The 25,685-nt window shown below is 70.2% G+C and carries 19 protein-coding genes; 5 read left to right on the forward strand and 14 right to left on the reverse strand.

The window, feature by feature from the left end:
- Positions 1–133: 133 nt before the first annotated feature.
- The 4 genes from ACFM35_RS09350 to ACFM35_RS09365 form a co-directional block, all read right to left on the reverse strand.
- Positions 134–1,951 (reverse strand): ABC transporter ATP-binding protein, encoded by a 1,818-nt coding sequence (locus ACFM35_RS09350; protein WP_378841291.1) that lies wholly within the window; start codon positions 1,949–1,951, stop codon positions 134–136.
- Entirely contained in the window at positions 1,948–3,771 is a 1,824-nt protein-coding gene (locus ACFM35_RS09355; protein WP_378841293.1) for an ABC transporter ATP-binding protein, read from the reverse strand. The genes ACFM35_RS09350 and ACFM35_RS09355 overlap by 4 nt, the downstream gene beginning before the upstream one ends.
- A gap of 286 nt (positions 3,772–4,057) precedes the next feature.
- The gene (locus ACFM35_RS09360; RefSeq protein WP_378841296.1) at positions 4,058–4,600 is read right to left on the reverse strand and encodes a methylated-DNA--[protein]-cysteine S-methyltransferase; all 543 of its coding nucleotides are present in this window, start codon (positions 4,598–4,600) and stop codon (positions 4,058–4,060) included.
- The gene (locus ACFM35_RS09365) at positions 4,597–6,099 is read right to left on the reverse strand and encodes an AlkA N-terminal domain-containing protein (RefSeq protein ID WP_378841298.1); all 1,503 of its coding nucleotides are present in this window, start codon (positions 6,097–6,099) and stop codon (positions 4,597–4,599) included. Before ACFM35_RS09365 ends, ACFM35_RS09360 begins: the two co-directional genes overlap by 4 nt.
- 281 nt (positions 6,100–6,380) lie before the next feature.
- Between ACFM35_RS09365 and ACFM35_RS09370 the strand changes: the two genes are divergently transcribed.
- On the forward strand, positions 6,381–7,805 hold the full coding sequence (locus ACFM35_RS09370; protein ID WP_378841300.1) for a dihydrolipoyl dehydrogenase family protein: 1,425 nt from the start codon (positions 6,381–6,383) through the stop codon (positions 7,803–7,805).
- 24 nt (positions 7,806–7,829) lie between these two features.
- On the opposite strand, the gene purH is transcribed toward ACFM35_RS09370, so the two are convergent.
- From purH to ACFM35_RS09405, 7 genes are all read right to left on the reverse strand, one after another.
- Positions 7,830–9,437, reverse strand: a complete 1,608-nt coding sequence (gene purH / locus ACFM35_RS09375; protein ID WP_378841302.1) for a bifunctional phosphoribosylaminoimidazolecarboxamide formyltransferase/IMP cyclohydrolase — start codon at positions 9,435–9,437, stop codon at positions 7,830–7,832.
- 34 nt (positions 9,438–9,471) lie between these two features.
- The gene (gene purN / locus ACFM35_RS09380; RefSeq protein ID WP_378841304.1) at positions 9,472–10,074 is read right to left on the reverse strand and encodes a phosphoribosylglycinamide formyltransferase; all 603 of its coding nucleotides are present in this window, start codon (positions 10,072–10,074) and stop codon (positions 9,472–9,474) included.
- A 4-nt stretch (positions 10,075–10,078) separates the two neighbouring features.
- Positions 10,079–11,845 carry a cell division protein PerM gene (locus ACFM35_RS09385; protein ID WP_378841306.1) on the reverse strand — a complete coding sequence of 589 codons (1,767 nt, stop codon included), beginning with the start codon at positions 11,843–11,845 and terminating at the stop codon, positions 10,079–10,081.
- An 84-nt stretch (positions 11,846–11,929) separates the two neighbouring features.
- Complete coding sequence (locus ACFM35_RS09390; protein WP_378841308.1) at positions 11,930–12,370, reverse strand: nitroreductase family deazaflavin-dependent oxidoreductase; 441 nt, start codon at positions 12,368–12,370, stop codon at positions 11,930–11,932.
- 119 nt (positions 12,371–12,489) lie between these two features.
- A complete protein-coding gene (sucD, locus tag ACFM35_RS09395) occupies positions 12,490–13,392 on the reverse strand; it encodes a succinate--CoA ligase subunit alpha (protein WP_378841310.1) in 903 nt (300 codons plus the stop codon).
- Positions 13,393–13,420: 28 nt separating this feature from the next.
- The gene (sucC, locus tag ACFM35_RS09400) at positions 13,421–14,584 is read right to left on the reverse strand and encodes an ADP-forming succinate--CoA ligase subunit beta (protein WP_378841312.1); all 1,164 of its coding nucleotides are present in this window, start codon (positions 14,582–14,584) and stop codon (positions 13,421–13,423) included.
- A 184-nt stretch (positions 14,585–14,768) separates the two neighbouring features.
- The gene (locus ACFM35_RS09405) at positions 14,769–16,307 is read right to left on the reverse strand and encodes an FAD-dependent oxidoreductase (RefSeq protein ID WP_378841314.1); all 1,539 of its coding nucleotides are present in this window, start codon (positions 16,305–16,307) and stop codon (positions 14,769–14,771) included.
- A gap of 161 nt (positions 16,308–16,468) precedes the next feature.
- Here ACFM35_RS09405 and ACFM35_RS09410 point away from each other — a divergent pair, with 161 nt between their 5' ends.
- From ACFM35_RS09410 to ACFM35_RS09425, 4 genes are all read left to right on the forward strand, one after another.
- A complete protein-coding gene (locus ACFM35_RS09410) occupies positions 16,469–17,143 on the forward strand; it encodes a TetR family transcriptional regulator (RefSeq protein ID WP_378841316.1) in 675 nt (224 codons plus the stop codon).
- 93 nt (positions 17,144–17,236) lie between these two features.
- Positions 17,237–18,484, forward strand: coding sequence for an acyl-CoA dehydrogenase family protein (locus ACFM35_RS09415; RefSeq protein WP_378841318.1), 1,248 nt, complete (start codon positions 17,237–17,239; stop codon positions 18,482–18,484).
- A gap of 85 nt (positions 18,485–18,569) precedes the next feature.
- On the forward strand, positions 18,570–19,730 hold the full coding sequence (locus ACFM35_RS09420; RefSeq protein ID WP_378841320.1) for an AI-2E family transporter: 1,161 nt from the start codon (positions 18,570–18,572) through the stop codon (positions 19,728–19,730).
- Between the two features lie 38 nt (positions 19,731–19,768).
- A complete protein-coding gene (locus ACFM35_RS09425) occupies positions 19,769–20,809 on the forward strand; it encodes an ATP-dependent DNA ligase (protein ID WP_378841323.1) in 1,041 nt (346 codons plus the stop codon).
- A gap of 35 nt (positions 20,810–20,844) precedes the next feature.
- Here the strand turns inward: ACFM35_RS09425 and ligD are convergent, their stop codons facing one another.
- The 3 genes from ligD to ACFM35_RS09440 all read right to left on the reverse strand — a co-directional run bounded on the left by ligD (position 20,845) and on the right by ACFM35_RS09440 (position 25,664).
- On the reverse strand, positions 20,845–21,867 hold the full coding sequence (ligD, locus tag ACFM35_RS09430) for a non-homologous end-joining DNA ligase (RefSeq protein WP_378841325.1): 1,023 nt from the start codon (positions 21,865–21,867) through the stop codon (positions 20,845–20,847).
- A 168-nt stretch (positions 21,868–22,035) separates the two neighbouring features.
- Complete coding sequence (locus ACFM35_RS09435) at positions 22,036–23,133, reverse strand: SseB family protein (protein WP_378841327.1); 1,098 nt, start codon at positions 23,131–23,133, stop codon at positions 22,036–22,038.
- A gap of 77 nt (positions 23,134–23,210) precedes the next feature.
- Entirely contained in the window at positions 23,211–25,664 is a 2,454-nt protein-coding gene (locus ACFM35_RS09440) for an ATP-dependent helicase (protein WP_378841329.1), read from the reverse strand.
- Positions 25,665–25,685: the final 21 nt, after the last annotated feature.

The raw sequence follows: 25,685 nt of genomic DNA on the forward strand, positions 1-25,685 counted from the left end.
TCTGCCGGGGCGTCCCGAACTTCTGCAGAAGTCGGGGACGCCGTCGGGCCGCGCGCCGCGCCTCGCACTCCGCGAGGGCGACGGATGCCTCGACCTCCGCCAGGGCGAGGGTCAAGGCATCCGTGCCCGCGTCTCAGACGAGCGACTCCCGCCACGCGGCGTGCAGCTGGGCGAACTTGCCCGTGCCGGCGATGAGCGTCTCGGGGGTGTCGTCCTCGATGATGCGACCATGCTCCATGACGAGCACCCGGTCGGCGATCGCGACCGTCGAGAGACGGTGCGCGATGATGATCGCCGTCCGGTCGGCGAGCAGGGTCTGCAGTGCGTCCTGGATCTGACGCTCCGACGGCATGTCGAGCGACGCCGTGGCCTCGTCGAGGATGAGCACCGCCGGGTCGGCGAGGAACGCCCGTGCGAACGAGATCAACTGTCGCTGTCCCGCCGAGACGCGCCCGCCCCGCTTGTTGACGTCGGTGTCGTATCCGTCCGGCAGCGCCCTGATGAACGTGTCGGCGCCGACCGCGCGAGCGGCCGCCTGGATCTGCTCGAACGTCGCGTCGGGTCTGCCGAGCGCGATGTTGTCGGCGACCGTGCCCGAGAACAGGTAGGCCTCCTGCGTCACCATCACGATGGCGCGACGCAGGTCCTTCGGGTGCAGCCGACGGAGGTCGATGTCGTCGAGGGTGATGACCCCTCGGGTGGGGTCGTAGAACCGCGCGATCAGCTTCGCGAGCGTGGACTTCCCCGCGCCCGTCGTCCCCACGAGGGCGATCGTCTGCCCCGCCGGGATGTCGAGCGTGAAGTCCGGCAGGATGGTGCGGTCATCGACGTAGCTAAACTCGACGTCGTCGAACCGGATGTGCCCGCGCGAGGTCCAGAGGTCGATCGGCTCGGTCGGGTCGGGCACGGTGGGCTTCTCCTCGAGCACGCCCGAGACCTTCTCGAGCGCCGCCGTCGCCGACTGGTAGGAGTTGAGGAACATCGCCACCTCCTGGAGCGGCGAGAAGAAGTTGCGCACGTACAGCACGGCCGACAGCAGGGTTCCGATCAGCAGGGCACCGTCGGCGACCCGCAGCCCGCCCCACAGCAGGACGGCGGCGACCGAGAACGCGGCGATCACCATCAAGCCGGGCTCGAACGTGCCGAACAGCCGGATCGATCGCATGTTGACTTCGCGGTACTGGGCCGACAGCTCGCCGAACTCCTCGTCGTCGCGCTTCTCCTTGCGGAACGCCTTCACGGCCCGGATCCCGGTCATCGTCTCGACGAACTTCACGATCACCTTGGCGCTGACCACGCGTGATTCGCGGTACACCAGCTGAGACCGCGCGTAGAACCAGTGCATCAGCGCGTAGAGCGGAATGCCGGCGACCAGCAGCACGAGGCCGGAGCGCCAGTCGAGGATGAACAGCGCGATCAGCGTGAACGCGCCGTACAGCAGACCCGACACCAGCTCGTTGAGGCCGCCGTCCAGCAGTTCGCGGATGGTGTCGAGGTCGCTCGTCTGGCGGGAGATGATGCGCCCCGAGGTGTAGGACTCGTGGAACTCCAGGCTCAGGCGCTGCGTGTGCAGGAAGATGCGGCGGCGAAGCTCGAGCATGACCGCCTGGGTGAGGCGCGCGGTGACGACGGCGTACCAGCCGATGAGGGCTGCACCGCCGATCGCGGAGACCAGATACACGGCCACGACGCCGATCGTCGGCATCCAGTTCGCCTGATCGATCACCGCGGGCAGGGCCGAGTTGATGCCGTAGGCGATCAGCAGCGGGCCGAGAACCTGCAGCGCCGTCGAGACGATCAGGACCGCCGCGGCCAGCACGAGCCGCGCGCGCAGCGGCAGGAGCAGCGAGCCCAGCAGCCGCAGCGAACGCTGACGGATCGAACGGCTCTCGGCGCGCGTGTAGTCGGAGCGGTCTTCGCCGCTGGTGCCTGAGACGGTGGGGGCGCTCACAGGTTCACCTCCCTCTCCCGCATGCGGGCTTGCTCGCCCTCGAGGCTCGAGATGACGTAGCGGTAGTGGTCGCTCGTGGCGAGGAGCTCGGCGTGGGTGCCGACCGCCGTGACGCGTCCGGCCTCCATGAGCGCCACGCGGTCGGCGAGGGTCACGGTCGACGGCCGATGCGCGACGATGAGCGCCGTGGTCGACGCCATGACCTCGCGCAGCGCATCCTCCACGAGCGCCTCGGTGTCGACGTCGAGCGCAGACAGCGGGTCGTCGAGCACGAGCACGGCGGGGCGCGCGGCGACCGCCCGTGCGAGCGCGAGCCGCTGGCGCTGGCCGCCGGAAAGACTCATCCCCTCTTCTCCGATGACCGTCTCGACGCCGTCCGGCAGGTCGTAGACGAACGCGGCCTGGGCCACGGCGAGGGCTTCGCGCAGCACCTCGTCGGCCTCGGCGCTGCCCGCCTCCAGCTCCTCTCTTCCGAGGAGCACGTTCTCGCGCACGGTCTGCGAGAACAAGGTGGCGTCTTCGAAGGCCATGCCGATGTGGGTGCGCAGTTCGTCGAGCGTGAGGTCGCGGATGTCGACGCCGTCGAGGGTCACCCTCCCGGCCGTCACGTCGTAGAGGCGCGTCGGCAGAGTCGTGAGCGTGGTCTTGCCGCAGCCGGTCAGCCCGACGAGCGCCATCGTCTCGCCCGGACGCAGCACGAGGTCGACCCCGTCGACCAGATCGCGTTCGGATGCCGCAGCATCCGGATATCGGAAGTGCACGTCCTCGAACACGAGAGCGCCACGGGGGTGGGCGATCGTCACCGGGTTCTCCGGATCGACGATCGTGTTCTCCTCGTCGAACACCTCGAACAGGCGGTCGGTCGCGGTGCGTGCATCGAGGAGGAACGAGAAGAGGAATCCGATCGACTCCATCGGCCACCTCAGCACGGTGGCCATCGCGAAGAAGGCCACGAGGGCGGGGATGCCGAGCTGCCCGAGCTGCACGAGCACGATGCCGACGCCCAGGCACAGCGCGAACGCGACGCCGGGGAGCAGCACCAGCCAGAACCAGATCCAGCCGACCGACCGCGCCTTGTCGATCTCGGTCTCACGGAGCGTCTCAGCCTGGCGGGTGAACTTGCGCAGCGCGTGGGCGCCCCGCCCGAACGCCTTCAGGACGCGGATGCCGTGCACGCTCTCCTCGACCGAGGTCGCGAGGTCGCCGGCCTGATCCTGACTCTGCCGGGTCAGGGCGCCGTACGTCTTCTCGAACCGGTAGCCCGAGTACCACAGCGGCGCGCAGCAGATCAGGAACGTGAGGCCCAGCGCCCAGTGCCAGCTGAACAGCAGCGCCATACCGATGAGGATCGTGAGCAGGTTGACGATGAGCAGCACCAGCCCGAACGCCAGCCAGCGTCGCAGCATGCTGATGTCCTGCATCATGCGGCTGAGGAGCTGACCCGACTGCCACCGGTCGTGGAAGGAGACGGGCAGGCGCTGCAGGCGCGCGTAGAAGCTGGTGCGCAGGTCGTACTCGACCTTCGTCGCGGGTGACAGCACGAACCAGCGCCGCGCCCACACGAGCGCGGCTTCGATGAGCCCGAGCACGAGGATCGCGACGGCGCCCCACGTGATCTGGCCGGGGTCGCCCGTGGCGATGGGACCGGCGACGATCTGCTCGAGCACCAGAGGGATGGCCAGCGCCGCGAGGCTCGCCAGCAGCGCGCTGACGAGTCCGAGCGAGAGCCGACCCACCACGGGTCGGGCGAACGGGTAGAGCCGCGCCAGCGCGCGGAAGGTGGAGAGATCGGACCGGGGGTTCTCGGCGGTGGAAGTCATGATCCTTGTGGGATGTCGGCGTGAGTGGTGCGAGGAGAGGGAAGTGGACGCCGGAAGGCGCAACAGCGACGGATGGCACCGACGGAGACGAACGCGGGGCGGCGCGTGGCCGCCGGACCTCAGGAGAGGCGGAGCGTGCGGCTCGGAAGGATGGCGGCGACCGACGTGATCACGTTCGGGTTCATGGCATCCTCCTCTGGGCGGGGCATCCGCGTGTGCGGCTGACAGCTTTCCAGGCTATGCCCAGGTCGACGATTCGTGCAAGCGGGGAGCGAAACCCGTCCGATCAGACCGCGGCGACCGTCGACTCGCGCGCGAGGAGCCCGCGTTTCACGTCGACTCCCCACGCGAAGCCGCCCAGACTGCCGTCGCCGCGCAGGACACGATGGCACGGCACGAAGAGCGCAGGGGCGTTGCGGGCGCAGATGGATGCCGCGGCCCGGACGGCGCGCGGATGTCCGAGGGCGGCGGCGAACTCCGCGTACGACAACGGCCGGCCGGGCGCGATCGCCCGGAGCGCCGCCCACCCCTGCAGCTGCATCGCGGTGCCCGCCTGGGCGACCTCGACGGCGTCGATCGCGGCGAGGTCTCCCTCGTAGTAGGCGCCGACGGCGGCCGCAGCATCCGTCTCCCCCTCCTGCACCACGTCGGGGGCGATGGCGCGCGGAATACGCGCGAGCGCGGCCTCGCGGTCGGCCGTCCACCCCGAGGCGATCACGCGACCGCGTCCGTCGGCGACGATCGTGAAGGGACCATCGGGCGTCGCGATCGTCTGGAGGGTGGCGGCCCGGGCGAGGCCGGTGCGGGTCGGCGAGGTGAGGAGGGTCATGGTGAATCTTCCGGTGTCGGTGGCGTGCGCCACGAGGCGGTCACGGGGGCGGCGTACCAGAGGTGCGCCATGAGATAACTGCGCCACGGGGCGGCGCGCGTCGCCCAGGCCGTCAGGCCGACGGCATCGGCGGGAATCCCGGCGGCGGCCGCACCCGCCCGCGCGGCCACGTCACCCGGCAGCAGCACGTCGGGGTCGCCGAGCACGCGCATGCGCACGTAGTCGGCGGTCCACGGACCGATGCCCGGCATCGCGATCAGGGCCGCACGCTGCTCGTGCGGGTCGTCTCCCGGGGTGAGGTCGAGGTCGCCAGAGGCGAGCGCCGCCGCCGCGGCGATCACCGACCGTACACGGGCCGCGGGGCCGCGCAGCACCTCGTGCCCGCGTTCGGCGATGGCCGCGACCGTGGGGAAGAGGAGCATGTCTCCCCCCGGGGTGTCCATGCGCTCCCCCAGCGCCTCCGCGAGTCGGGTCATCGCCGTACGAGCGGCGGCGACCGAGATCTGCTGGCCGATCATCGCGCGGATCAGCATCTCGTGGGCGTCGACGGCGCCCGGCACGCGGACGCCGGGAACGCGCGCGACCAGGGGGGCGAGTTCCGGATGCTGCGCCAGCGCCTCATCGACCGCCACCGGGTCGGCATCCAGGTCGAAGAGCCTCCGCGCCCGGGCGACGATCAGCGACAGGTCCGAGAGTCGGGAGAGCTCCGCCCTCAGTCGGACTCGGCCGTCGTCGACGCGCAGCTCCAACCAGGCGGGACCGCCGGGGAGCCGAAGGGTTCTCGCGAAGGTCGAGGCCGTCCCCGCCTCCACACCCCCGACCGCGTGCGCGGCCATCCAGCCGAAGAGACCGACGTCGTCCAGCGGCCCTCTGTGGGGCAGGACGAGGTCGATCCGTCCCGGAGCCGGATCCTCACCGCGTCGACGGGCGCGCAGTTCGAGCGGGGTCATGCCGAAGACCTCGCGGACCGTGTCGTTGAACTGTCGGATGCTCCGGAACCCGGCTGAGAACGCGACATCGGCCGCCGGCAGGTCGGTGCCGACGAGCAGCATGCGGGCCGTGTGTGCGCGATGGGCGCGACTGAGCGCGAGAGGACCGGCCCCGACCTCCGTGGTGAGCAGTCGAGTGAGGTGTCGCGTCGAGTAGCCCAGGCGGGCGGCGAGCCCGGGCACCCCTTCGCGCTCGACCACCCCATCGGCGATGAGTCGCATCGCGCGGCCGGCGGCGTCGCTGCGCAGGTTCCACTCGGGCGACCCCGGTGCGGCCTCGGGCAGACACCGCTTGCACGCGCGGTAGCCCGCCTCGTGGGCGGCCGCACTCGTGGCGAAGAAGCTCACGTTGGCGGGCTTCGGGGTGCGCGCCGGACAGCTCGGGCGGCAGTAGATGCCGGTCGTCCGCACCGCGGTGACGAACTGCCCGTCGAAGCGCGTGTCGCGCGAGTCGATCGCGCGATAGCGCTCGTCGAACGTCATCGACGGGCGAGCGGCGGCGATGGTCATGCCCCCAGCCTGACACGGACCGAGGACACCGGCTGGCGGGAATCGGACACCAGGATGCCGGCGTCGCCGGGCCGACTCCCGCCCCACGGGCTCGACTCCGTCCCGAATCCGGCGATCAGCCGGAGTCGGGCCGCTTCGCGGGGGATCAGCCTGATCTCCGAGGGTCGCCTGAGTGCGGCCGCGCAGGTGCCGGCACCGAGGGAGGAGGCGTCACGGATGCCACGGTGAAGACCTGGGCGCAAGCCCGAGCGGTGCGGGCACGGCGACGCTAGCGTGGGCACATGAGCGAAACCACGTACGACGTCATCGTGATCGGGGCCGGCGCCGTCGGCGAGAACGTGGCGGATCGGGCGGTCCAGGGCGGGATGAAGACCGTCATCGTCGAAGCCGAACTGGTGGGCGGGGAGTGCTCGTATTGGGCGTGCATGCCGTCGAAGGCCCTGCTGCGGGCAGGTGCCGTCCTGCGCGCCGCCCGCGACGTGGACGGAGCGGCCCAGGCCGTCACCGGCGAGGTCGACATCGCCGGCGTGCTGCGCCGCCGCGACAAGACCACCCACGACTGGAACGACGACTCGCAGGTGAAGTGGCTCGAGGGTGCGGGCATCGACCTCGTCCGCGGTCACGCGCGCATCACCGGTCGCAACACCGTTCGCGTCACCGCCGGCGACGGCTCGACCACCGACCTCGTCGCGCGCCACGCCGTCGCGGCCTGCACCGGCTCGGCGGCCCTCCTGCCCGACATCCCCGGCCTGCGCGACATCGCTCCGTGGACGAGTCGGGAGGCCACCTCGGCCGAGAGCATCCCCGGCTCGCTCGCGATCATCGGCGGCGGAGTCGTCGCCGCCGAGATGGCGACGGCCTATGCGGGATTCGGCACGAAAGTCACTCTGCTGCTGCGCTCCGGGCTGCTGCAGAACATGGAGCCGTTCGCGGGTGAACTCGTGACGGCCTCGCTCGAGAAACTCGGCGTCGACATCCGGGACGGGGTCGAGGTGACCTCCGCGCGGCGCGACGGCGGGACCGCGTCGCTGCAGCTGTCGGACGGAACGACGGTCGAGGCCGAGGAGGTGCTCGTCGCGATCGGCCGCACGCCCGTCACGGGCGACCTCGGGCTCGACAGCGTCGGGCTCACTCCGGGCGAGTGGTTCGACGTCGACGACACGATGCTCGTGAAGGGCACGGACTGGCTGTACGCGGTGGGCGACGCCAACCACCGTGCGCTCCTCACCCATCAGGGCAAGTACCAGGCGCGCGCGGCCGGAGACGTCATCGCCGCACGCGCCAACGGCGCCGAGGTCGACGACGCGCCGTGGGGCGTCCACGTGGCCACAGCCGACCACGACGCGGTCCCCCAGGTGACCTTCACCGATCCCGAGGTCGCTTCGGTCGGTGTCACCGAGAAGACCGCGCGAGCGGCGGGGCGCCGCATCCGCGTCCTGGACTACGACCTCTCGTGGGTGGCCGGGTCGAGCAGCGTGGCCGATCACTACGTGGGGCAGGCGCGCGCGATCGTCGACGAGGATCGCGGCGTGCTCATCGGCGCGACCTTCGTCGGACCGGATGTCGCCGAGCTGCTGCACTCCGCGACGATCGCGATCGTCGGCGAGGTCCCCCTCGAGCGCCTCTGGCACGCGGTGCCGTCCTACCCGACCGTCAGCGAGGTCTGGCTGCGATGGCTCGAGGAATACGGCCGCCCCACCGCGTGAGCTGCCGGTCCGCCGTGGGCGGCCTCAGTGGAAGAAGTGCCGCTCGCCGGTGAAGAACATCGTCACTCCGGAGGCACGCGCCGCGGCGATGACCTCGTCGTCGCGCACCGAGCCGCCGGGCTGCACGATGGCCGACACCCCGGCGTCGAGAAGCACCTGCGGCCCGTCGGCGAACGGGAAGAAGGCGTCGGATGCCGCGATCGATCCGGCCGCGCGATTTCCGGCGCGTTCGACTGCCAGGCGGCAGGAGTCGACGCGGTTGACCTGACCCATGCCGATTCCGACCGTGGCCGATCCGGTGGCCAGGACGATCGCGTTCGACTTCACGGCGCGGCACGCCTTCCACGCGAAGATGAGGTTGGCCATGTCGGCCTCGGCGGGGCGCTCGCCCGAGACGAGCTGCCAGTCTTTCGCGACCGATTCGATGTCGTCGGGGAAGCGGTCGGCGTCCTGCAGCAGCAGCCCACCCGAGACGAGGCGCACGTCCATCGTCTCCTGCTGCCAGTCGGCGGGCAGGAGCAGGACACGCAGATTCTTCTTCAGAGCGAACACTTCGAGTGCTTCGGGCTCGAAGCCGGGCGCGACGATCACCTCGGTGAAGATGTCACGCAGGTTCTCGGCCATCTTGAGCGTCACCGTGCGGTTCGCCGCGATCACTCCCCCGAAGGCCGACACCGGGTCGCACTCGTGGGCACGCAAGTGGGCGCTGGCGATCTCGTCGCGGGCGTTCGGCGCCGCCACAGCGATGCCGCAGGGGTTCGCGTGCTTGATGATCGCCACCGCGGGCTTCACCATGTCGAACGCCGCCCGCAAGGCGGCGTCGGCGTCGACGTAGTTGTTGTAGGACATCTCCTTGCCCTGCAGCTGCGTAGCCTGCGCGATGCCATGCCCTCCGGTGCGGGTGTAGATCGCCGCGCGCTGGTGCGAGTTCTCGCCGTAGCGCAGGGTCTCGAGCCGCTCGGCGCGGATCGTCAGGTGCTCGGGCAGGTCGTTCCCCGCCGCCAGGGTCCCCTCCGCGAACCAGGTCGCGACCGCCCGGTCGTAGACCGCCGTATGCGCGAACGCGCGCGCCGCCAGCTCGCGGCGCTGTTTGAGCGTCGTGCCGCCCGCTGCCACCGCCTCGATCACCGAAGGGTAGGACTCGGGAGAGACGACGATCGCGACGTTGGCGAAGTTCTTGGCGGATGCTCGCACCATCGCGGGCCCGCCGATGTCGATCTGCTCGACGACGTCGTCGCCTTCGGCACCGGAGGCGACCGTCTCGACGAACGGGTAGAGGTTCACCACCACGAGCTCGAAGGGCTCGATGCCGAGCTCCTGCAGCTGCCGCTCGTGGTCTTCGAGGCGGAGGTCTGCCAGCAGCCCCGCGTGCACGCCGGGGTGGAGCGTCTTGACTCGCCCGTCGAGGGATTCGGGGAAGCCCGTGACAGCCGACACGTCGGTGACCGCGTGACCGGCGTCGCGAATGGTGGCAGCCGTCGAACCGGTCGACACGATCTCGACGTCGGCCGCGGCGAGCGCCTCGGCGAGGCGCAGCAGGTCGGTCTTGTCGCTCACCGAGACGAGCGCGCGGCGGATCGGCACGACGTCGCGGTCGCGGTAGAGGGACGGATCGTGGCGGGGACCGGCCATGGGGGCTCCTGACGGATCGGGGCGGGAAGGGGCTCTAGGACGTGGTGGGGGCGGTCTGCGCCGCGAGGTCGAGCTCGCCGGTGGCGATGCGGCGCACGACGTCGATCAGCAGCCGACGCTCGACCGGCTTGATGCGCTCATGCAGGCTGTGCTCGTCGTCGCCGGCGAGCACGGGCACTCGTTCCTGGGCGAGGATCGGGCCGCTGTCGATGCCGTTGTCGACGATGATCACGCTCGCCCCGGTGCGGGTCGCGTCGGCGGCGAGCGCGTCGCGCACTCCGTGCGCACCGGGGAACTCCGGCAGGTATGCGGGGTGGGTGTTGATGATGCGAGGGGCCCACGCATCGACCAGTCCCGACGGCAGCAGTCGCATGAGGCCGCTCAGCACGACGAGGTCGGGCTTCCAGACCTCGAGCTGCGCTCCCACCTCGGCGCCCCATTCGTCGCGCGACTCGAACTCGCGCCACGGGACGAGAAAGGTGGGGATGCCGTATGCCTCGGCGTGCGCGAAGCCGTCGGCCTCGCGATCGGCTCCGACGACGATCACCCGGGCGGGGAAGTCGGCCTCGGCGGCCGCCTCGAGGAGGGCCCTCAGATTGGAGCCGGCTCCAGAGATGAGGACCGCGACCGTGAGCACGCGGTCAGTCTACCGGGGGCAGCGGCGCGGGACGACGGGGGGCCGGGGCGTCACCGGGCTGGGATTCGCGGGGGACGAGGGGCGGAGGCGGTTCTTCGGGGACGGGCACGGGCACGGACTCGGGCGCGGCCTCAGCCGCGGCGTCCGCGGCACGGTCACCACCCTTCCTCGCACCGCCGGGGTCCTTCCGGGCGGTGCGTCCCTTCTTCGGAGCGTTCGTGCGGCTCTTCTTCGTCGTCCGGTCGGTCGCCCGCACCCCCGGGTCGACCTCGGCAGCCGCGTCCTTCTCCGCCGGCGCGTGGTCCGCGTCGTAGGGAGTGGACGTCCATCGCTCCGCGTACGTGATGACCGAGGCATCCGTCGACGACCGCGCGATCGCGTCTTCCCACGAGCTCTCCGTCAGGCCCTGGTCGCGCCGACGGTCGCGCCGACGGCGGGGGCGCGGCGAGAGCAGCAGGATCGAGGCGCCCAGGAGTACCTCCAGCCCCACCGCGAGAGCGACCGGACCCACGCTCGGGCCGACCGCCGACAGCGTGCCGGGACCGATCGAGCCGGACGCGAACCACGCCAGCAGCGCCACGGCCCCCGCGACGATGACGGCGATGCCGACCGCGATCGTGAGTCGGGCGCCGATGGGCTCGTCGACGGAGTCCTTCTCCTCGTGCGCGGCCTGCGGGGATGCGGTGACCGGCTCGACGGCGGTCGGGGCGAGGAGCCCGTCGAGCGCGGCCGTGGCCCACGGCACCGATGCGCCGGGACGCGCCGTCGAGCCGGGCTCGATGGCAGGGACCTGCAGCAGACGGGAGCGGACGACCCATCCGGCGAAGGCGCCGAGCGCGACCGGAAACAGAGCGAGCAGCAGCATCCACGGCGAGATGGACCCGGGAAGTGCACCGAGCACGGGGATGCCGGGGAGCACGCCGACCTGCGTGCCGGCGGGCGATACGACCGTGCCGGGACCGATCGCGAACCCGGGCCCGATGACGTAGGAGAGGGCCCACACGATCAGTGTGGGGAGGTAGGCGAGCTGCGCGAGCGTCGTCACCGTCGCGCCGATCACATCCACGTGCCCCGCCTCGAAGAGGGCGATGATCTGCGCGCCTCCCCCCACGAGCGCCACGGCGACCCCGAGCGCTCCGACGGCCGTCAGCCCGGCGATCACGACGGCGGCACCGCGCACGGCGAGCCCCGGTACCTCGCCCCAGCCGTGGAGCTGTCGCTCGATGCGGTCGCGAGCACGGGCGATCACACCGGCCCCCGCCTCCCGCCACTCCGTGACGATCGCGCCTGCCAGGGCGGGGATGGCGAACAGCAGCGTCGGGAAGAGCACCGCCTGCCACGTCTCGACCGTCGCGACGGCCGTCGAGGAGGTCCAGGCGATCAGCGCCGCCAGCGCGGCGAACGAGCCGGTGCCCACGAGCACCCCGGTCACCCAGCCATCGGCCCGGGAGGAACGCGCACCGGAACGCGCGGCGAAGATGACCGTGAAGGCCGCGAAGGCCAGGGGTGCCAACGACAGGGTGAAGGATGCCGCGTCCGCGGTGATCCCGGTGGCGGCCAGGTAGTCATCCGGCAGGGTGATCGCCAGCGGGACGAGGTGACCGAACTGCCAGATCGTCGCCGCCACCGGCCAGAGCGCCGCCCAGTCCGCCTGACCGCCGAGTCCGAAGACCCAGAGCAGTGTGAGCGGCGCGAGCACGACCGCGATGCCTGCGGCGGCCGCGATGGCGGCGTCGAAAGCGGTGAGGAGGGTGATGAGGAGGCGATTCATGCCTCATCGACCCTACCTACCGGGAGGACGCCTTCCCCGGCGGCCACGCCCGGCGCAGCATCCGCTCAGCCTGGGATCAGGGTGTCACTCGTCGAACGGATCGAGGAGGAAGATCGCGATCTGCCGGTCGGTCTTCTTCTGGTACTCGTCGTAGTCGGGCCAGACCGCCGTCGCGCGCTGCCACCACTCGGCGCGCTCGTCGCCCTGGAGCTCGCGCGCCGTGTAGTCGCGCGTGAGCGCACCGTCCTGCAGCTCGACGTGCGGCTCGGCGACGATGTTCCAGTACCAGGCGGGCGGCTCGGGCGTCCCGCCCTTGGAAGCCACGGCGAGGTAGCGGCCATCGTGCTCGACGCGCATGAGGGCCGTCTTGCGGAGCCCGCCGGACTTCGCGCCGACCGTCGTCAGCACGATGATCGGGACGCCGCGGAGCGTGTTCTCCTCCGTGCCCCCCGAAGCCTCGAACTTCTCGGCCTGGGTACGGGCCCACGCGTTGGTGCTGGGCTTGTATTCTCCGGTGAGCGGCATGACTTCACCCTATGCCTGCGGTCAGCGGCACGCAGATGACGGGTCCGGCGCGCGTCCGGGCGGGGAAACGCAGAGAGGGGCGGATGCCGCAGCATCCGCCCCTCTCGAAAAGCGTCCGGCTACAGAGCCGAAATGATCTCGCGCATGAGCTCGGCGGTCTCGCTGGGGGTCTTGCCGACCTTGACGCCGGCGGCCTCCAGGGCCTCCTTCTTGGCCTGCGCAGTACCTGCCGAGCCGGAGACGATCGCACCGGCGTGACCCATGGTCTTGCCCTCGGGGGCCGTGAAGCCCGCGACGTAGCCGACGACCGGCTTGGTGACGTGAGCCTTGATGTAGTCGGCCGCGCGCTCTTCGGCGTCGCCGCCGATCTCGCCGATCATGACGATCGCCTTCGTCTCGGGGTCGGCCTCGAACGCGGCGAGCGCGTCGATGTGCGTCGTGCCGATGACGGGGTCGCCGCCGATGCCGATCGCGCTCGAGAAGCCGATCTCGCGCAGCTCGTACATCATCTGGTAGGTCAGGGTGCCCGACTTCGACACGAGTCCGATCGGACCCTTGCCGGTGATGTTCGCCGGGGTGATGCCGACGAGCGACTCACCCGGCGTGATGATGCCGGGGCAGTTCGGGCCGATGATGCGGGTCTTGTTGCCCTTGGACTGCGTGTAGGCCCACGCCTCCGCGGTGTCGCCGACGGGCACGCCCTCGGTGATCACGACGAGCAGCGGAATCTCGGCGTCGATGGCCTCGACCATCGCGTCTTTCGTGAAGGCGGGCGGCACGAACGCGATCGACACGTCCGCTCCGGTCTTCTCGATGGCCTCCGCGACCGATGCGAAGACGGGCAGTTCGACCGTGGAGCCGTCGGCGGCGGTGTGCGAGACGGTGGTGCCGGCCTTGCGGGCGTTCACGCCACCGACGACCTGGGTGCCGGCTTTGAGCATGAGGGCCGTGTGCTTGGTGCCTTCGCCGCCGGTGATGCCCTGGACGATGACCTTGGAGTCCTTGTTGAGGAAGATCGACATTGCTTCAGAATCCTTTTCTCGAGCCTGATCAGGCGTTCGCGAGCTCGGCGGCCTTGTCGGCGCCCTCGTCCATGGTCTCGGCCAGGGTGACGAGCGGGTGGTTTGCTTCGCGCAGGATGGCGCGGCCCTCTTCCACCTTGTTGCCGTCGAGTCGCACGACGAGCGGCTTGGAAGCCGTGTCGCCGAGCGTCTGCAGGGCGCCCACGATGCCGTTCGCGACGGCGTCGCACGCGGTGATGCCGCCGAACACGTTGACGAAGACGCTCTTGACCTGCTCGTCGCCGAGGATGACGTCCAGGCCCGCGGCCATGACCGCCGCCGACGCCCCGCCGCCGATGTCGAGGAAGTTCGCGGGCTTGACCCCGCCGTGTCGCTCACCGGCGTAGGCGACCACGTCGAGGGTCGACATCACCAGACCCGCGCCGTTTCCGATGACGCCGACCTGGCCGTCGAGCTTGACGTAGTTCAGGTCGTTCGCCTTCGCCTTGGCCTCGAGCGGGTCGGCGGCGTCCTTGTCTTCGAGCTCTTCGTGATCCGGGTGTCGGAAGTCGGCGTTCTCGTCGAGCGAGACCTTGCCGTCGAGGGCGATGACGTCGCCGTCCTCCGTGAGCACGAGCGGGTTCACCTCGACGAGCGTGGCATCCTCGCCCGTGTAGACGTCGTAGAGCTTGACGAAGACGTCGGCGACCTTCGGTGCGAGTTCGTCGTCGAAGCCGCCGGCCTTCGCGATCTCGAGGGCCTTGGCCTGATCGATGCCGGTGAGGGGGTCGACCTGGATGCGCGCGAGGGCCTCGGGGCGCTCGACCGCGAGCTCCTCGATCTCCATGCCGCCCTCGACGCTGCAGAGGCTCAGGTAGGAACGGTTCGCGCGGTCCAGCAGCACCGAGAAGTAGAACTCCTTGTCGATGCGGGCGCCCTGCGCCACCATGACGCGCTTGACGATATGGCCCTTGATGTCGAGGCCGAAGATCGCCTTCGAGAGCTCGAACGCCTCGTCGGCGGACTTGGCGACCTTCACGCCACCGGCCTTGCCGCGGCCTCCGGCCTTGACCTGCGCCTTGACGACGACGACACCGCCGATCTTCTCGGCTGCTGCGCGGACCTCCTCCGGAGTGTCTGCGACGATGCCGGCGAGAACCGGCACCTCGTACTTCTCGAAAAGGTCTCGTGCCTGGTACTCGTACAGATCCACAGTGCAATCCTCCGCTGGGGCGACTGGTCGGGGAAGGCGCTCGGGGCGCCGGAAATGTCTCGATATCGAGATATCGGACCAATCCCCCAGCCTACTACTCCCGCCCGCGAGCCCCGAACGAGACCCGAGGGGAAGCCGGTCGGCTGTTCCCGCTGCGTGGGCGGGATGCCGCGACCTGCGCGTGTCAGATCGAGAAGGTCTCCACGTCGTCGGCCTCGATCGTCTCTCCGGTCGTCCGCGGCAGCCGCGCCAGATCGCAGACCGCGGGTCCCTCGATCCTCGTACCGTCCGCGGTGAAGCGCGATGCGTGCAGCGGACAGTCCCACGAGCGCTCGGCGTCGTTCCAGGCCAGCACCCCTCCCAGGTGCGGGCACACTGCGCTGACCGCGCGGGTGCGGCCGTCGACCGTCGAGATGCCGACCGGCCGGCCGGCGCGGTGGGCGACCACGCCCTCGCCCTCGGCGGGGCGCGCGACGGGCACCGCCGCACGTTGCGACTCGATCCACCCGGATGCCGCTTCCCAGCCGACCCGCATGTTTTCGAGTCCGCCGCGTCCGATGTCGGCAGGCACCGTCATGCGTCGCGAGATCGTGGTCATCCAGTCAGGCCACTCGCTCCGCGGAACCCCGGTGATCTCAGCGGTCAGGCGCAGAGCGGCCGCCGGTCCGTTCGAGAGTCCCCACTTGTTGTACCCCGTCGCGAAGCGGATGCGCCCGAGGCCGCGGGGCATCGCGCCGACGAAAGGAATGAGGTCGTGCGATTCGTAGTCCTGCGCCGACCATTCGGCCACCGGCACGGCGCCGGGGAAGTGCCGTGCGGTCCAGTGGATGAGGTCGTCGAGGCGGCCTCGTTCGGAGAGCGTACGGCCGACCGCATACCCGTTCCCGCCGACGATGAGTCGTGCGGATCCGGCCGGGCCGTCCTGCGGCGTCACCGACCGGAGGGAACGTACCGGGCCGTCGACCGACAGGTACATGCCGTCGGGAACGTCGCCGGGCAGCTCGAACGCCACGGAAGAGGAACGGAGTCCATGCGTCTTGGCGAAGTACAGCCCTCGGTCGGTGATCGGCGTCGCGGTGGCGAGCACGATGTTCTCGGCGAATGCGGCTCCGCGGTCGGTCTCGATCCGGCCGTGGGGCAGAGCGCGCACCCGGGTGACGCGCGTGCGCGTGTGCAGGGTTCCCCCCGCGGCCAGGAACGCGCGGGCGATGGCCGTCGCCAGAGTCTGCGGATCGATCGCGACCTGGTCGTCGAGCGCCACCGCGTCGACCATCGGGAAGCCCAGGGGCGATGCCGCATCGGGGAAGACCCGCCTGACCTCCAGCCCTGCTTCGTGCGCCGCAGCAGCTTCGGCCTGCACCGTTCCGACGCCGTCGGCGGACTGCGCGTACGAGTAGGCGATCCGTCGCGTGTAGGGCACCCCCTCCGCATCGGCGAAGGCGGTGACCCACTCCGCACCGTCACGGTTCGAGTCGACGTACGCGCGCACGAGCGACGCCGGGTGATGGCGTCTGAGCGTCGAGAGGACGCTTCCCTGCAGAAGGGACAGCTTGCCGGTGTTGGCACCGGTCGCCAGCTCCGCGACGTCTCCCGCCTCGACCACCGCGACGTCGAGGCCCGCCCGCGCGAGCAGCAGCCCCGTCACCAGGCCGGTGATGCCCGCACCGATCACGAGCGCGTCCCGTCGCGCATCCGGCTCGAACGGGGTACCGGCGACGGGCACGGCGTCCCTCTTCCAGAGAGGCTGCATGTGTGGCTGCATGAGTGCGAGTCCACTCCCTGCGACGGGTCACTGCAAACGGGTTGACAGCGCCGTCCGCCGTCTCCGTCCGAGCGCAGGGCCGCACCTGCGGACGGCCGATACCCCACCGGTAGGCTCGCGCCATGAGCGAGATCCCCTCCCCGTCCGCCGCCCGCACCGCGGTGGTCGCGGCCGCGATCGATCTCTTCGCCGAGAACGGCTTCGACCAGACGTCCGTCGAGCAGATCGCGCGGGCCGCCGGGGTGTCGCGCTCCACGTTCTTCCGCCAGTTCGGGGGCAAGGAGGACGTGGTCTTCGCCGATCACGAACTGCTGCTGGACCAGCTGCGCGACTACCTCGGCATGCCGCACGACAACCCGTGGGCAGCCGTCTGCGAAGCATCCGTGCAGGTCTTCTCGCACTTCGCGGCCGACCCGGAACTGGCACGCCACCGCTACCGCGTCGTCCGCCAGGTTCCCGCACTCCGCGACCGCGAGATCGTGACCGTCTTCCGCTACGAGCGCCTCTTCGACGAGTACCTGCGGGAGGCGCTGCCCGGACTCGACCCCCTCGACGCCGTCGGCTTCGCGGCGCTGGTCACCGCCGTGCACAACCACGTGCTGCGCCAGTTGATCCGCAGCCCCAGGCGCGTCCCCCTCACCGTCCTGCGGCGTGCGCTCGACGACGCCATGCGGCGCTTCGGGGTGCACCCCGACGGTTCGCCCGCCGAGCCCGATGACATCGCCATCGCCGTCTTCCCGCGACGGATGCCGGCCGCCGAGGTCGCCCGCCAGCTTCGGGCTCGCCTCGACAGCTGAGACCGAGTCTCACAAGACGCGGCACTCGATACCCCACCGGCGGTATCCTGGGGTCACGCCGACGACGACCGACCCGAGCACTCCAGGAGCATCATGAGCACTCCCCCGACCGCCGATTTCCGCGAACGCCCCGGCCAGCGGGTCGAGGGATACGACGTCACCGCCCGGCTGGGCACCGACTACTACCAGGTGTTCGCCGACATCCCCTCGACCGACCGCGAGGTGTGGGAGCGCGCACAGGCGTACGTCGACGAGGTCGGCCCGCTGATGCAGCGGGCGTGGGATGCCGCGGAGTATCCGATCGAGATCGCGATGCGGATGGGCGAGCTCGACCTCTTCAACGACGGCATCTCGCACCCCGAGCTGACGCCGTTCTCGCCCCTGGCGGCTGGGCTCGTGAACATGGAGATCTCCCGCGGGGACGGGTCGCTGGGTACGGTTGTGGCGGTGCAGGGCGGTCTCGCGCTGCGCACGCTCGCCCTGTTCGGAAGCGACGAGCAGCAGGCCCGCTGGCTCCGGCCCATCGCGCGCGGTGAGGTGCCCGCGGCTTTCGCGCTCACCGAGCCCGACCACGGGTCGGACTCCGTGTCGCTCGAGACCGTCGCCCGGCGAGACGGCGATGGATGGGTGCTCGACGGAGCGAAGAAGTGGATCGGCAACGGCGCATCGGGCGGCGTCACGTTCGTCTGGGCGCGGATCGACGATGAGCCCGCGCCCGAGCACAGCTCCGTGCGCTGCTTCCTCATCGACCAGCAGACCCCGGGCTACACCGGCACCGTCATCACCGGCAAAGCGTCGCTCCGTGCCATCCACCAGGCGCACATCGTCCTGGACGGCGTGCGCGTCGGGGACGATGCGCTGCTCCCGGGCGCGCATTCCTTCAAGGACGCCTCCGTGGTGCTGTACTCCACCCGCTCCGGTGTCGCCTGGTCGGCGCTGGGCCACGCCACCGCCTGCTACGAGGCGTCGCTCGCCTACGCCCAGCAGCGCACCCAGTTCGGCCGACCGCTCGCGAAGTTCCAGATGGTGCAGGAGCGACTCGCTCAGATGCTCGAGGAGCTGACGGCCATGCAGCTCTTCTGCCGGCACCTTGCCGACCTGGAGTCATCGGGCGGCCTGCGTCCGACGCAGGCATCGCTGGCGAAGTACCACAACACGCGCGCAGCGCGCCGCATCGCCTCGACGGCGCGCGATCTGCTCGGCGGCAACGGCATCCTGCTCGAGAACGGCGTCATGCAGCACATGGCCGACATCGAGGCCATCCACACATACGAAGGCACCGAGAGCGTGCAGGCGCTGCTCATCGGCCGCGACATCACGGGGATGAGCGCCTTCGTCTGAGCCTCCCGGGGGGTGCGCATACGGCACCCGCGGTCCGACCGCAAGGCTCGAGTGGCGATCCGCGCGACCCCGGTACCCTCGATCCATGGGATTCTTCCGCTCAGATGAGCCGACGCGCGTTCGGATCGAGGCCTCCGACCTCGAATTGAAAGCCGGACGCGCCCCCTGGAGTCTGTGGGCCGACGGCTTCGGCCGCCTGTCGGTGCGCGCGCTTCAGATCATCCTCGTGGTGGTGGTCGCCGCGGCGATCATCCTCGGCATCCAGCAGCTGACGGTCGTCACGATCCCGCTCACCCTCGCGCTCATCATCGCGTGCGCCTTCGCGCCGGTGATGTCGTGGATGCGACGGCGCGGTGTGCCGTCGATCCTCGCGACGATCGCCACGCTGCTGGCGATCGCGGTCGTCCTCGGCGGCGTCGGCTGGCTCATCGTCGGCGCCGTGCGCAACCAGTGGGGCGATCTCGCGTCGCAGGCGCAGGAGGGCTTCCAGCACGTCATCGAGTGGGTGCAGACCCTCCCCTTCGCCCCGAGCAGCGATCAGCTTCAGGAGTGGACCGGCCAGCTCACCGACTTCCTCACGAGCTCCCAGTTCGGCTCGGGCGCCCTCGCGGGGGTCGGCGCCATCGCCAACTTCGTGACCGGTGCAGTGCTGCTCGTGGTCGTCCTCTTCTTCTTCCTGAAGGACGGACCGCAGATGTGGGAGTTCCTGCTGCGCCCCTTCCGCGGCGAGAACTACGAGCGCGCGCACCGCATCGGCGACAAGACGGTCACCGTCTTCGGTTCGTACCTGCGCGGCACCGCCGCCGTCGCCTTCGTGGACGCCGTCGGCATCCTCATCGGTCTTCTCATCCTGCAGGTGCCGCTCGCGATCCCTCTCGCCGTGCTCGTCTTCCTCCTGGCGTTCATCCCGATCGTGGGTGCAACCCTGGCCGGCATCCTGGCCGCGCTCGTCGCCCTGGTCTCCAACGGACTCGTCAACGCCCTCTTCGTGGTCGGCGTCGTCGTCCTCGTCAACCAGCTCGAGGGAAACTTCCTCCAGCCCGTCCTGATGGGCCGGTCGATGAAGCTGCACGCCTTCGTCATCCTGGTCGCCCTGACGGTCGGCACGGTTCTCGGCGGCATCGTCGGCGCCGTGCTCGCTGTGCCGATCACGGCCGCTGCCTGGGGCGTGATCCAGGTCTGGGACGGCCCGAACAAGCCCGTCCGCTGGGCCCGCCCGAAGAAGAAGGAACTGGCCAAGGCGTAGCCGATGCGGGTGTCGCCGGTCGGAGGCAGGATGGACCCATGCCCTACGAGATCCCCGCGCCGATGCTCGCCAAGGCCGTGCCCGCCATCCCCGACCCGAAGAAATCTCCGGGCGGACTGAGCTTCGAACCGAAGTGGGACGGCTTCCGCGCGCTCATATCCTGGGATGGCGCCGACGTCGAGATCGGCAGCCGTGGTGCCAAGCCGCTCACCCGCTACTTCCCCGAACTGGTCGACGCCTTCTCGCGGCTCCTGCCTCGGCCCTGCCTGCTCGACGGCGAGATCGTGGTGGCGCTCGGCGATCCGCAGCGGCTGCAGTGGGATGCACTGACGCAGCGCATCCACCCCGCAGCATCCCGCGTGAAGAGACTCGCCGAAGAGACCCCGGCCATGTTCATCGCGTTCGATCTGCTCGCGCTCGGCGACGAGGATCTGCAGGACGCCCCGTTCCGCGAGCGGCGGGAGCGGCTGGAAGCGCTCATGACAGACGTGCCGCATCCGCTGCACATGACGCGGACGACGACCGATCCTGCTCTGGCCGAGCGGTGGCTCGCCGAGTTCGAGGGCGCCGGCCTCGACGGCGTGGTGGCCAAGCCGCTCGATCTGCCGTACGCGCCGAACAAGCGCGCCATGTTCAAGATCAAGCACGCGCGCACCGCCGACGTGGTCGCCCTCGGGTACCGCATCCACAAGTCCGGCGCAGGCGTCGGCTCGCTGCTGGTCGGTCTGCATACGAAGGACGGCGAACTGCACAACGTCGGAGCGGTCTCGGCGTTCAGCGACGCCCGCCGGCTCGAGCTCATCGACGAACTCGCCCCACTGGTCGAGACGGATGCCGCAGGCAACACGCTCACGGGGGACGGTGAGAAGTCCCGCTTCTCCGCCGCGGGCCGCGACTCCTCGTTCGTGCGCCTGCGCCCCGAGCGCGTCCTCGAGGTGCGGTACGACCAGCTCGAGGGACACCGGTTCCGCCACACGGTGCAGTTCGACCGCTGGCGACCCGATCGGGATGCCGCGTCCTGCCGCTTCGATCAGCTCGAGTCGGTCTCGGCCTACGACCTCGGCGACGTCCTGGACTGACGTCTGCGCGACGACGGGGCGTCGGCGGACAGGTCTCAGCCGTCCTTCTTCGCCCGGCTGGGCTGCACGCGCGGCGGCTCTCCGGGCATCTTCGGGAACTCCGGCGGGAACGGGAGTTCGCCCAGACCGTCGTCGAGGTCTCGCTGCCACCATCCCAGCAGCGTGTCGATGCGACCCGGCGACGTTGCAATCTCCGCCCAGGGGTCCCCCACCGTCGCGAGTCGCTCCGGCACCGACCGGATGGTGAAAGTGGTCGGGTCGACGTCGGCCAGCTCGTCCCACCCGATGGGGGTCGAGACGGTCGCGGGGGCGAGCGCGCGAGGGCTGTAGGCCCCGGCCATCGTCCGATCCCGATTGGCCTGGTTGAAGTCGATGAAGATGCGTTCGCCGCGCTCCTCCTTCCACCAGTTCATGGTCACCAGATCCGGCATCCGCCGTTCCAGCTCGCGTCCCGCGGCGATGACCGCGTGACGCACGTCGAGGAACTCGTGGGTCGGCTCGATCGGGCAGAAGACGTGCAGCCCGCGGTTGCCGCTCGTCTTGATCCACGCCTCCAGACCCGCTTCGCGGAGCACGTTTCGCAGAGCCGGGGCGACGGCCGCGGCATCCGCGAAATCCGTCCCCGGTTGCGGGTCGAGGTCGATTCGGAGCTCCACGGGGTTGTCGGTGTCACCGGCGAGCGAAGCCCACGGGTGGAAGACGAGCGTGTTCATCTGCGCCGCCCAGACGACGGCGGCAGGCTCCGTGAGGACGAGCTGCGGATGCCTGCGCCCACTGTTGTAGGTCACGGTGACCGCCTCGACGTACGCGGGGGCCCCCTTGGGCGGATTCTTCGAGAAGAAGCTGTCGCCGTCGACGCCGTCGCCGAACCGCTCCAGCGACACCGGCCGGTTTCCGTTGGCGGCGAGGAACGGACCCGACACCGCGACGAAGTACTCCGCGAGCTCGAGCTTGGTGATGCCCGGCTCGGGCCAGATCACGCGGCTCGGGCTCGAGATCCTGACCTCTCTGTCGCCGTCGGGCCCGGGCACGGTCAGCATCGTGAACTCGCTCGCCATGGTCTCGACACTAGGGCCGGTGAGCGCGATGCGGCACCCGCACGCTCATGCCGGGCGATGAGCATGCTGCCTTCGACGGTGGCTCGCGTCGGTGGCGAACCCTCCCCGCGAGCACCGAGGTCGACGGGAACAGGCGAATCGGGGGTGGGACCCTCTTCCTCGACCGCCTCAGCCCGCGAGGGCGATGACCGGCAGCAGGTCATCGCGCTGCAGACGGATCCACGGTCCGGCCGGGTCGACGAGCAGCCCCGAGATGCCCTCGTCGGACTTCAGTGCCCCACCGAGTTGTGCGGCGGTCACCGGCAGCGGCGAGTCGGACCGGCCCAGTGCCACGATCTCGAGGGGGTGTGAGAACACTTCGAGGTAGCGATCCCCCTCAGGTGTGCGCGACTCGGCGATGCCGAATGCGTCACTGCCCTCGGGCTTCCCCGCCGCGATCCACAACTTGGCCGTGGGGAGGGCGGCGACGATCTCGCTCGCGGTCGCCTCCGTGCGGGGTGCTGCCAGGATCGACTTGACGGTCAGCTCGGGGTCGGCCTCGTCGACGGCGCGCTGCAGCAGCTGACGCGGCAACAGCACGCGCCCGGGCACCGACGCGTGGTCGAGGATCATGCCGGCGAAAGGACCGTCCAGGACGTGCCGGATGACGGCGAGCACCGGCTGCCCCATCGCCGACGTGTCGGTCTGGCCGTCGGCGCGCACGCTTGCCTGCAGCGGCTCGCCACCGCTGAAGACGAGCACGAACTGCGCGTCGCCCTGCGTCGCGATCGCGAGGGGAAGGTCCTGGCCTTCCGCCAGGAGAGTCCGGGCGTCGCCGTGCACGCGGAGGAAGACGCTGCCCTGCAGCAACTGGCGCGCGACATTCGCCACATCGTGGGGCGCCGGGGTGTCGGACAGCGCGGCGAGGGCCTGCCTCAGCAGTGCGTTGTCACGCAGCCCCGGGACGGTCTCCTTCGCTTCGGGAGCCTCCGCCGGCGCGAGTGTACGCGGGGTCGCCTGTGCGGGTCGGGGCGCGGGCGTCGACGGCGCCGCGGGTGTCTCGGCCGGAGCCGCCCCCACACCCTGGAAGGACGACATCGAGATCCCGACGGTGGGAAGATCCTCCGTCGGGGTGGCGACGGATGCCTCGCCTCCATCGGCACCACCGGTGAGCGGTGATTCCGTAGTCGGCGTGGCGGCGGCATCCGTCTCGGTGGCCTCCGACCCGTTCGAGTCGGGCGTCGTTGCCTGGTCGGCGGCGCGCTTGCCGCGCGAGAAGAGGGCCATGCACCGAGCCTAACCCGGCGCACGGAACGCGCTCCCGTCGCCCGCGCCCATCGACGCCCGGCACCGGGCGAAGCCGTCTACAGCTTCTCGATGGGTGCGATCTTGATGAGAAGCTTCTTCGGCCCGACCTTGTCGAACCGCACGTGCGCCACGCGCTTCGCTCCGTCGCCGGTGACGGCGTCGACCTTGCCGTCGCCGAAGTCCTCGTGACGGATGCGGTCGCCCGACGCCAGCTCGAGATCTCCGTTGTCTCGTACCCTCGCGGGCACACGGTTCGGGAAGCGGTCGATCGACGTCGAGGTGGGCACGAGCGCCTCACCGTACCGCGAGCCGCTCGAACCTCCGCCGCCCGGCCTCCGGGCGTTCAGCGCGCGCGACTGCGTACCGCCGCGGGAGTTGACGTCGCCCGGCGACTGCCGCCAGTCGATGATGTCGACCGGGATCTCCTGGAGGAAACGACTCGGCATGGCCACCGTCACCTCGCCGAACTGGGCGCGCGTCATGGCCAGCGACAGGTAGAGGCGCTGGCGGGCGCGCGTGATGCCGACGTAGAAGAGCCGGCGCTCCTCCTGCGGCCCGCCGGGCTCGCCCGCCGAGATGCGGTGCGGGATGAGATCCTCCTCGACTCCGGTGAGGAACACGACGTCGTACTCGAGTCCCTTCGCGGTGTGCAGGGTCATCAGCGACACCGAGCCCGACGCATCTTCGAGGTCGTCGGCATCCGAGACCAGCGCGACCTCGGTGAGGAAGTCGATGATCGTGCCCTCGGGGTTGTTCCGGGCGAACTCGCGCGTCACCGCGATGAGCTCGTCGAGGTTCTCGAGGCGCGCTTCGTCCTGCGGGTCCTTGCTGCGCCGCAGCGCATCGAAGTAGCCGCTCTTGTTCAGCAGCACGGCGAGCCCTTCGGCCACGGAGGTGGCGGGGGCGAGTTCGCCCGAGGGCGGCAGCATGATCGCGGCCGCCTCCACGAGTACTGCGTCCAGCTGGGCGATGGCCGCCTGGATCTTCGGCCCCACGCCCAGGGCGGAGGAATTGGCGAGCGCGTCTCGGAACGTGATGCCCTCGTCTGCGGCGTAGCGGGCGATGGCGGTCTCGGTGACGTCGCCGATGCCGCGCCTCGGCTTGTTGAGGATGCGACGTACGGCCATCTCGTCGGCCGGGTTGGCGATCGCGACGAGGTACGCCATCGCGTCCTTGATCTCGGCGCGCTCGTAGAACTTGGTGCCGCCCATGATCTTGTACGAGATCGCCGAGCGGATGAAGATCTCCTCCAGCGCACGGGACTGGGAGTTCGTGCGGTAGAAGACGGCGATGGCGGAATAGGCCACTCCGGTCTTGCGGAGCTTCTCGATCTCGTCGGCGATGAACTGCGCCTCGTCGTGCTGCGAGTAGCCGGTGAACCCGACGATCTTCTCGCCCGCGCCGACGTCGGTCCACAGCTTCTTGTCTTTGCGGTCGAAGTTGTGGGAGATCACCGCGTTGGCCGCGCTGAGGATGTTCTGCGTCGACCGGTAGTTCTGCTCGAGGAGCACGACCTTCGCGCCCGGGTAGTCCCGCTCGAACTCGGTGATGTTCCGGATGTCGGCGCCACGGAACGCGTAGATCGACTGGTCGGAGTCGCCGACGACGGTGAGTGATGCCGCGGCGTCCTCGCCTCCCGGGTCAGGCTCGGGTTCGAAGATCATCATTCCGCCGGCCGCCTCGAAGGGCTTCGCGTCCGACCCCGGCGCTCGGGTGAGCTCGTGGATCAGCGCGTACTGCGCGTGGTTGGTGTCCTGGTACTCGTCCACCAGGATGTGACGGAAGCGCCGTCGATAGACGTCCGCCACGTGCGGGAACGCGCGGAACAGGAAGACGGTCTGGGCGATGAGGTCGTCGAAGTCGAACGCGTTGGCCCGTTGGAGAGCCCGCTGGTACTCGGCGAAGACCTCGACGAACACCCGCTCGGCGGGGTCCTCCATGTTCGCCGAGCGCGCGTACGCCTCGGCATCCGACAGCTCGTTCTTGAGTTTCGAGATGCGGCTCTGCACGCCGCCCGGAGTGAGACCGAAGGCATCCGCCTCGTGCTCTTTCACCAGGCGCTTGATGAGCGCGCGCGAGTCGCCCGAATCGTAGATCGTGAACGACTTGGTGAACCCGAACTGCTCTGCTTCACGGCGCAGGATGCGCACGCACGCGGAGTGGAACGTCGAGATCCACATGCCCTGGGCGCGGTCGCCGATGAGCTGGTGCACGCGGTCGCGCATCTCGCCCGCGGCCTTGTTCGTGAACGTGATCGCCAGGATCTGGCTGGGCCACGCCTCTTTCGTGCGCAGCAGACTCGCGACCCGGCGGGTCAGCACGCTCGTCTTGCCCGAGCCCGCCCCCGCCACGATGAGCAGAGCAGGGCCGCGGTAGGTGACGGCGGCCCGCTGCGGCGCGTTCAGCCCGGCGAGCAGGTCTTCGTCAGGACGTGCGGATGCCGCGGCCGGCCCCCCACCGAGGGGACCTCGATCGCCGCCGACGACGAGGGGCGTGGAGGCTTCGGTCATAACCACGCAAGTCTACGCGGG

The sequence above is a fragment of the Microbacterium songi genome (assembly GCF_042747925.1).
GTDB lineage: Bacteria > Actinomycetota > Actinomycetes > Actinomycetales > Microbacteriaceae > Microbacterium.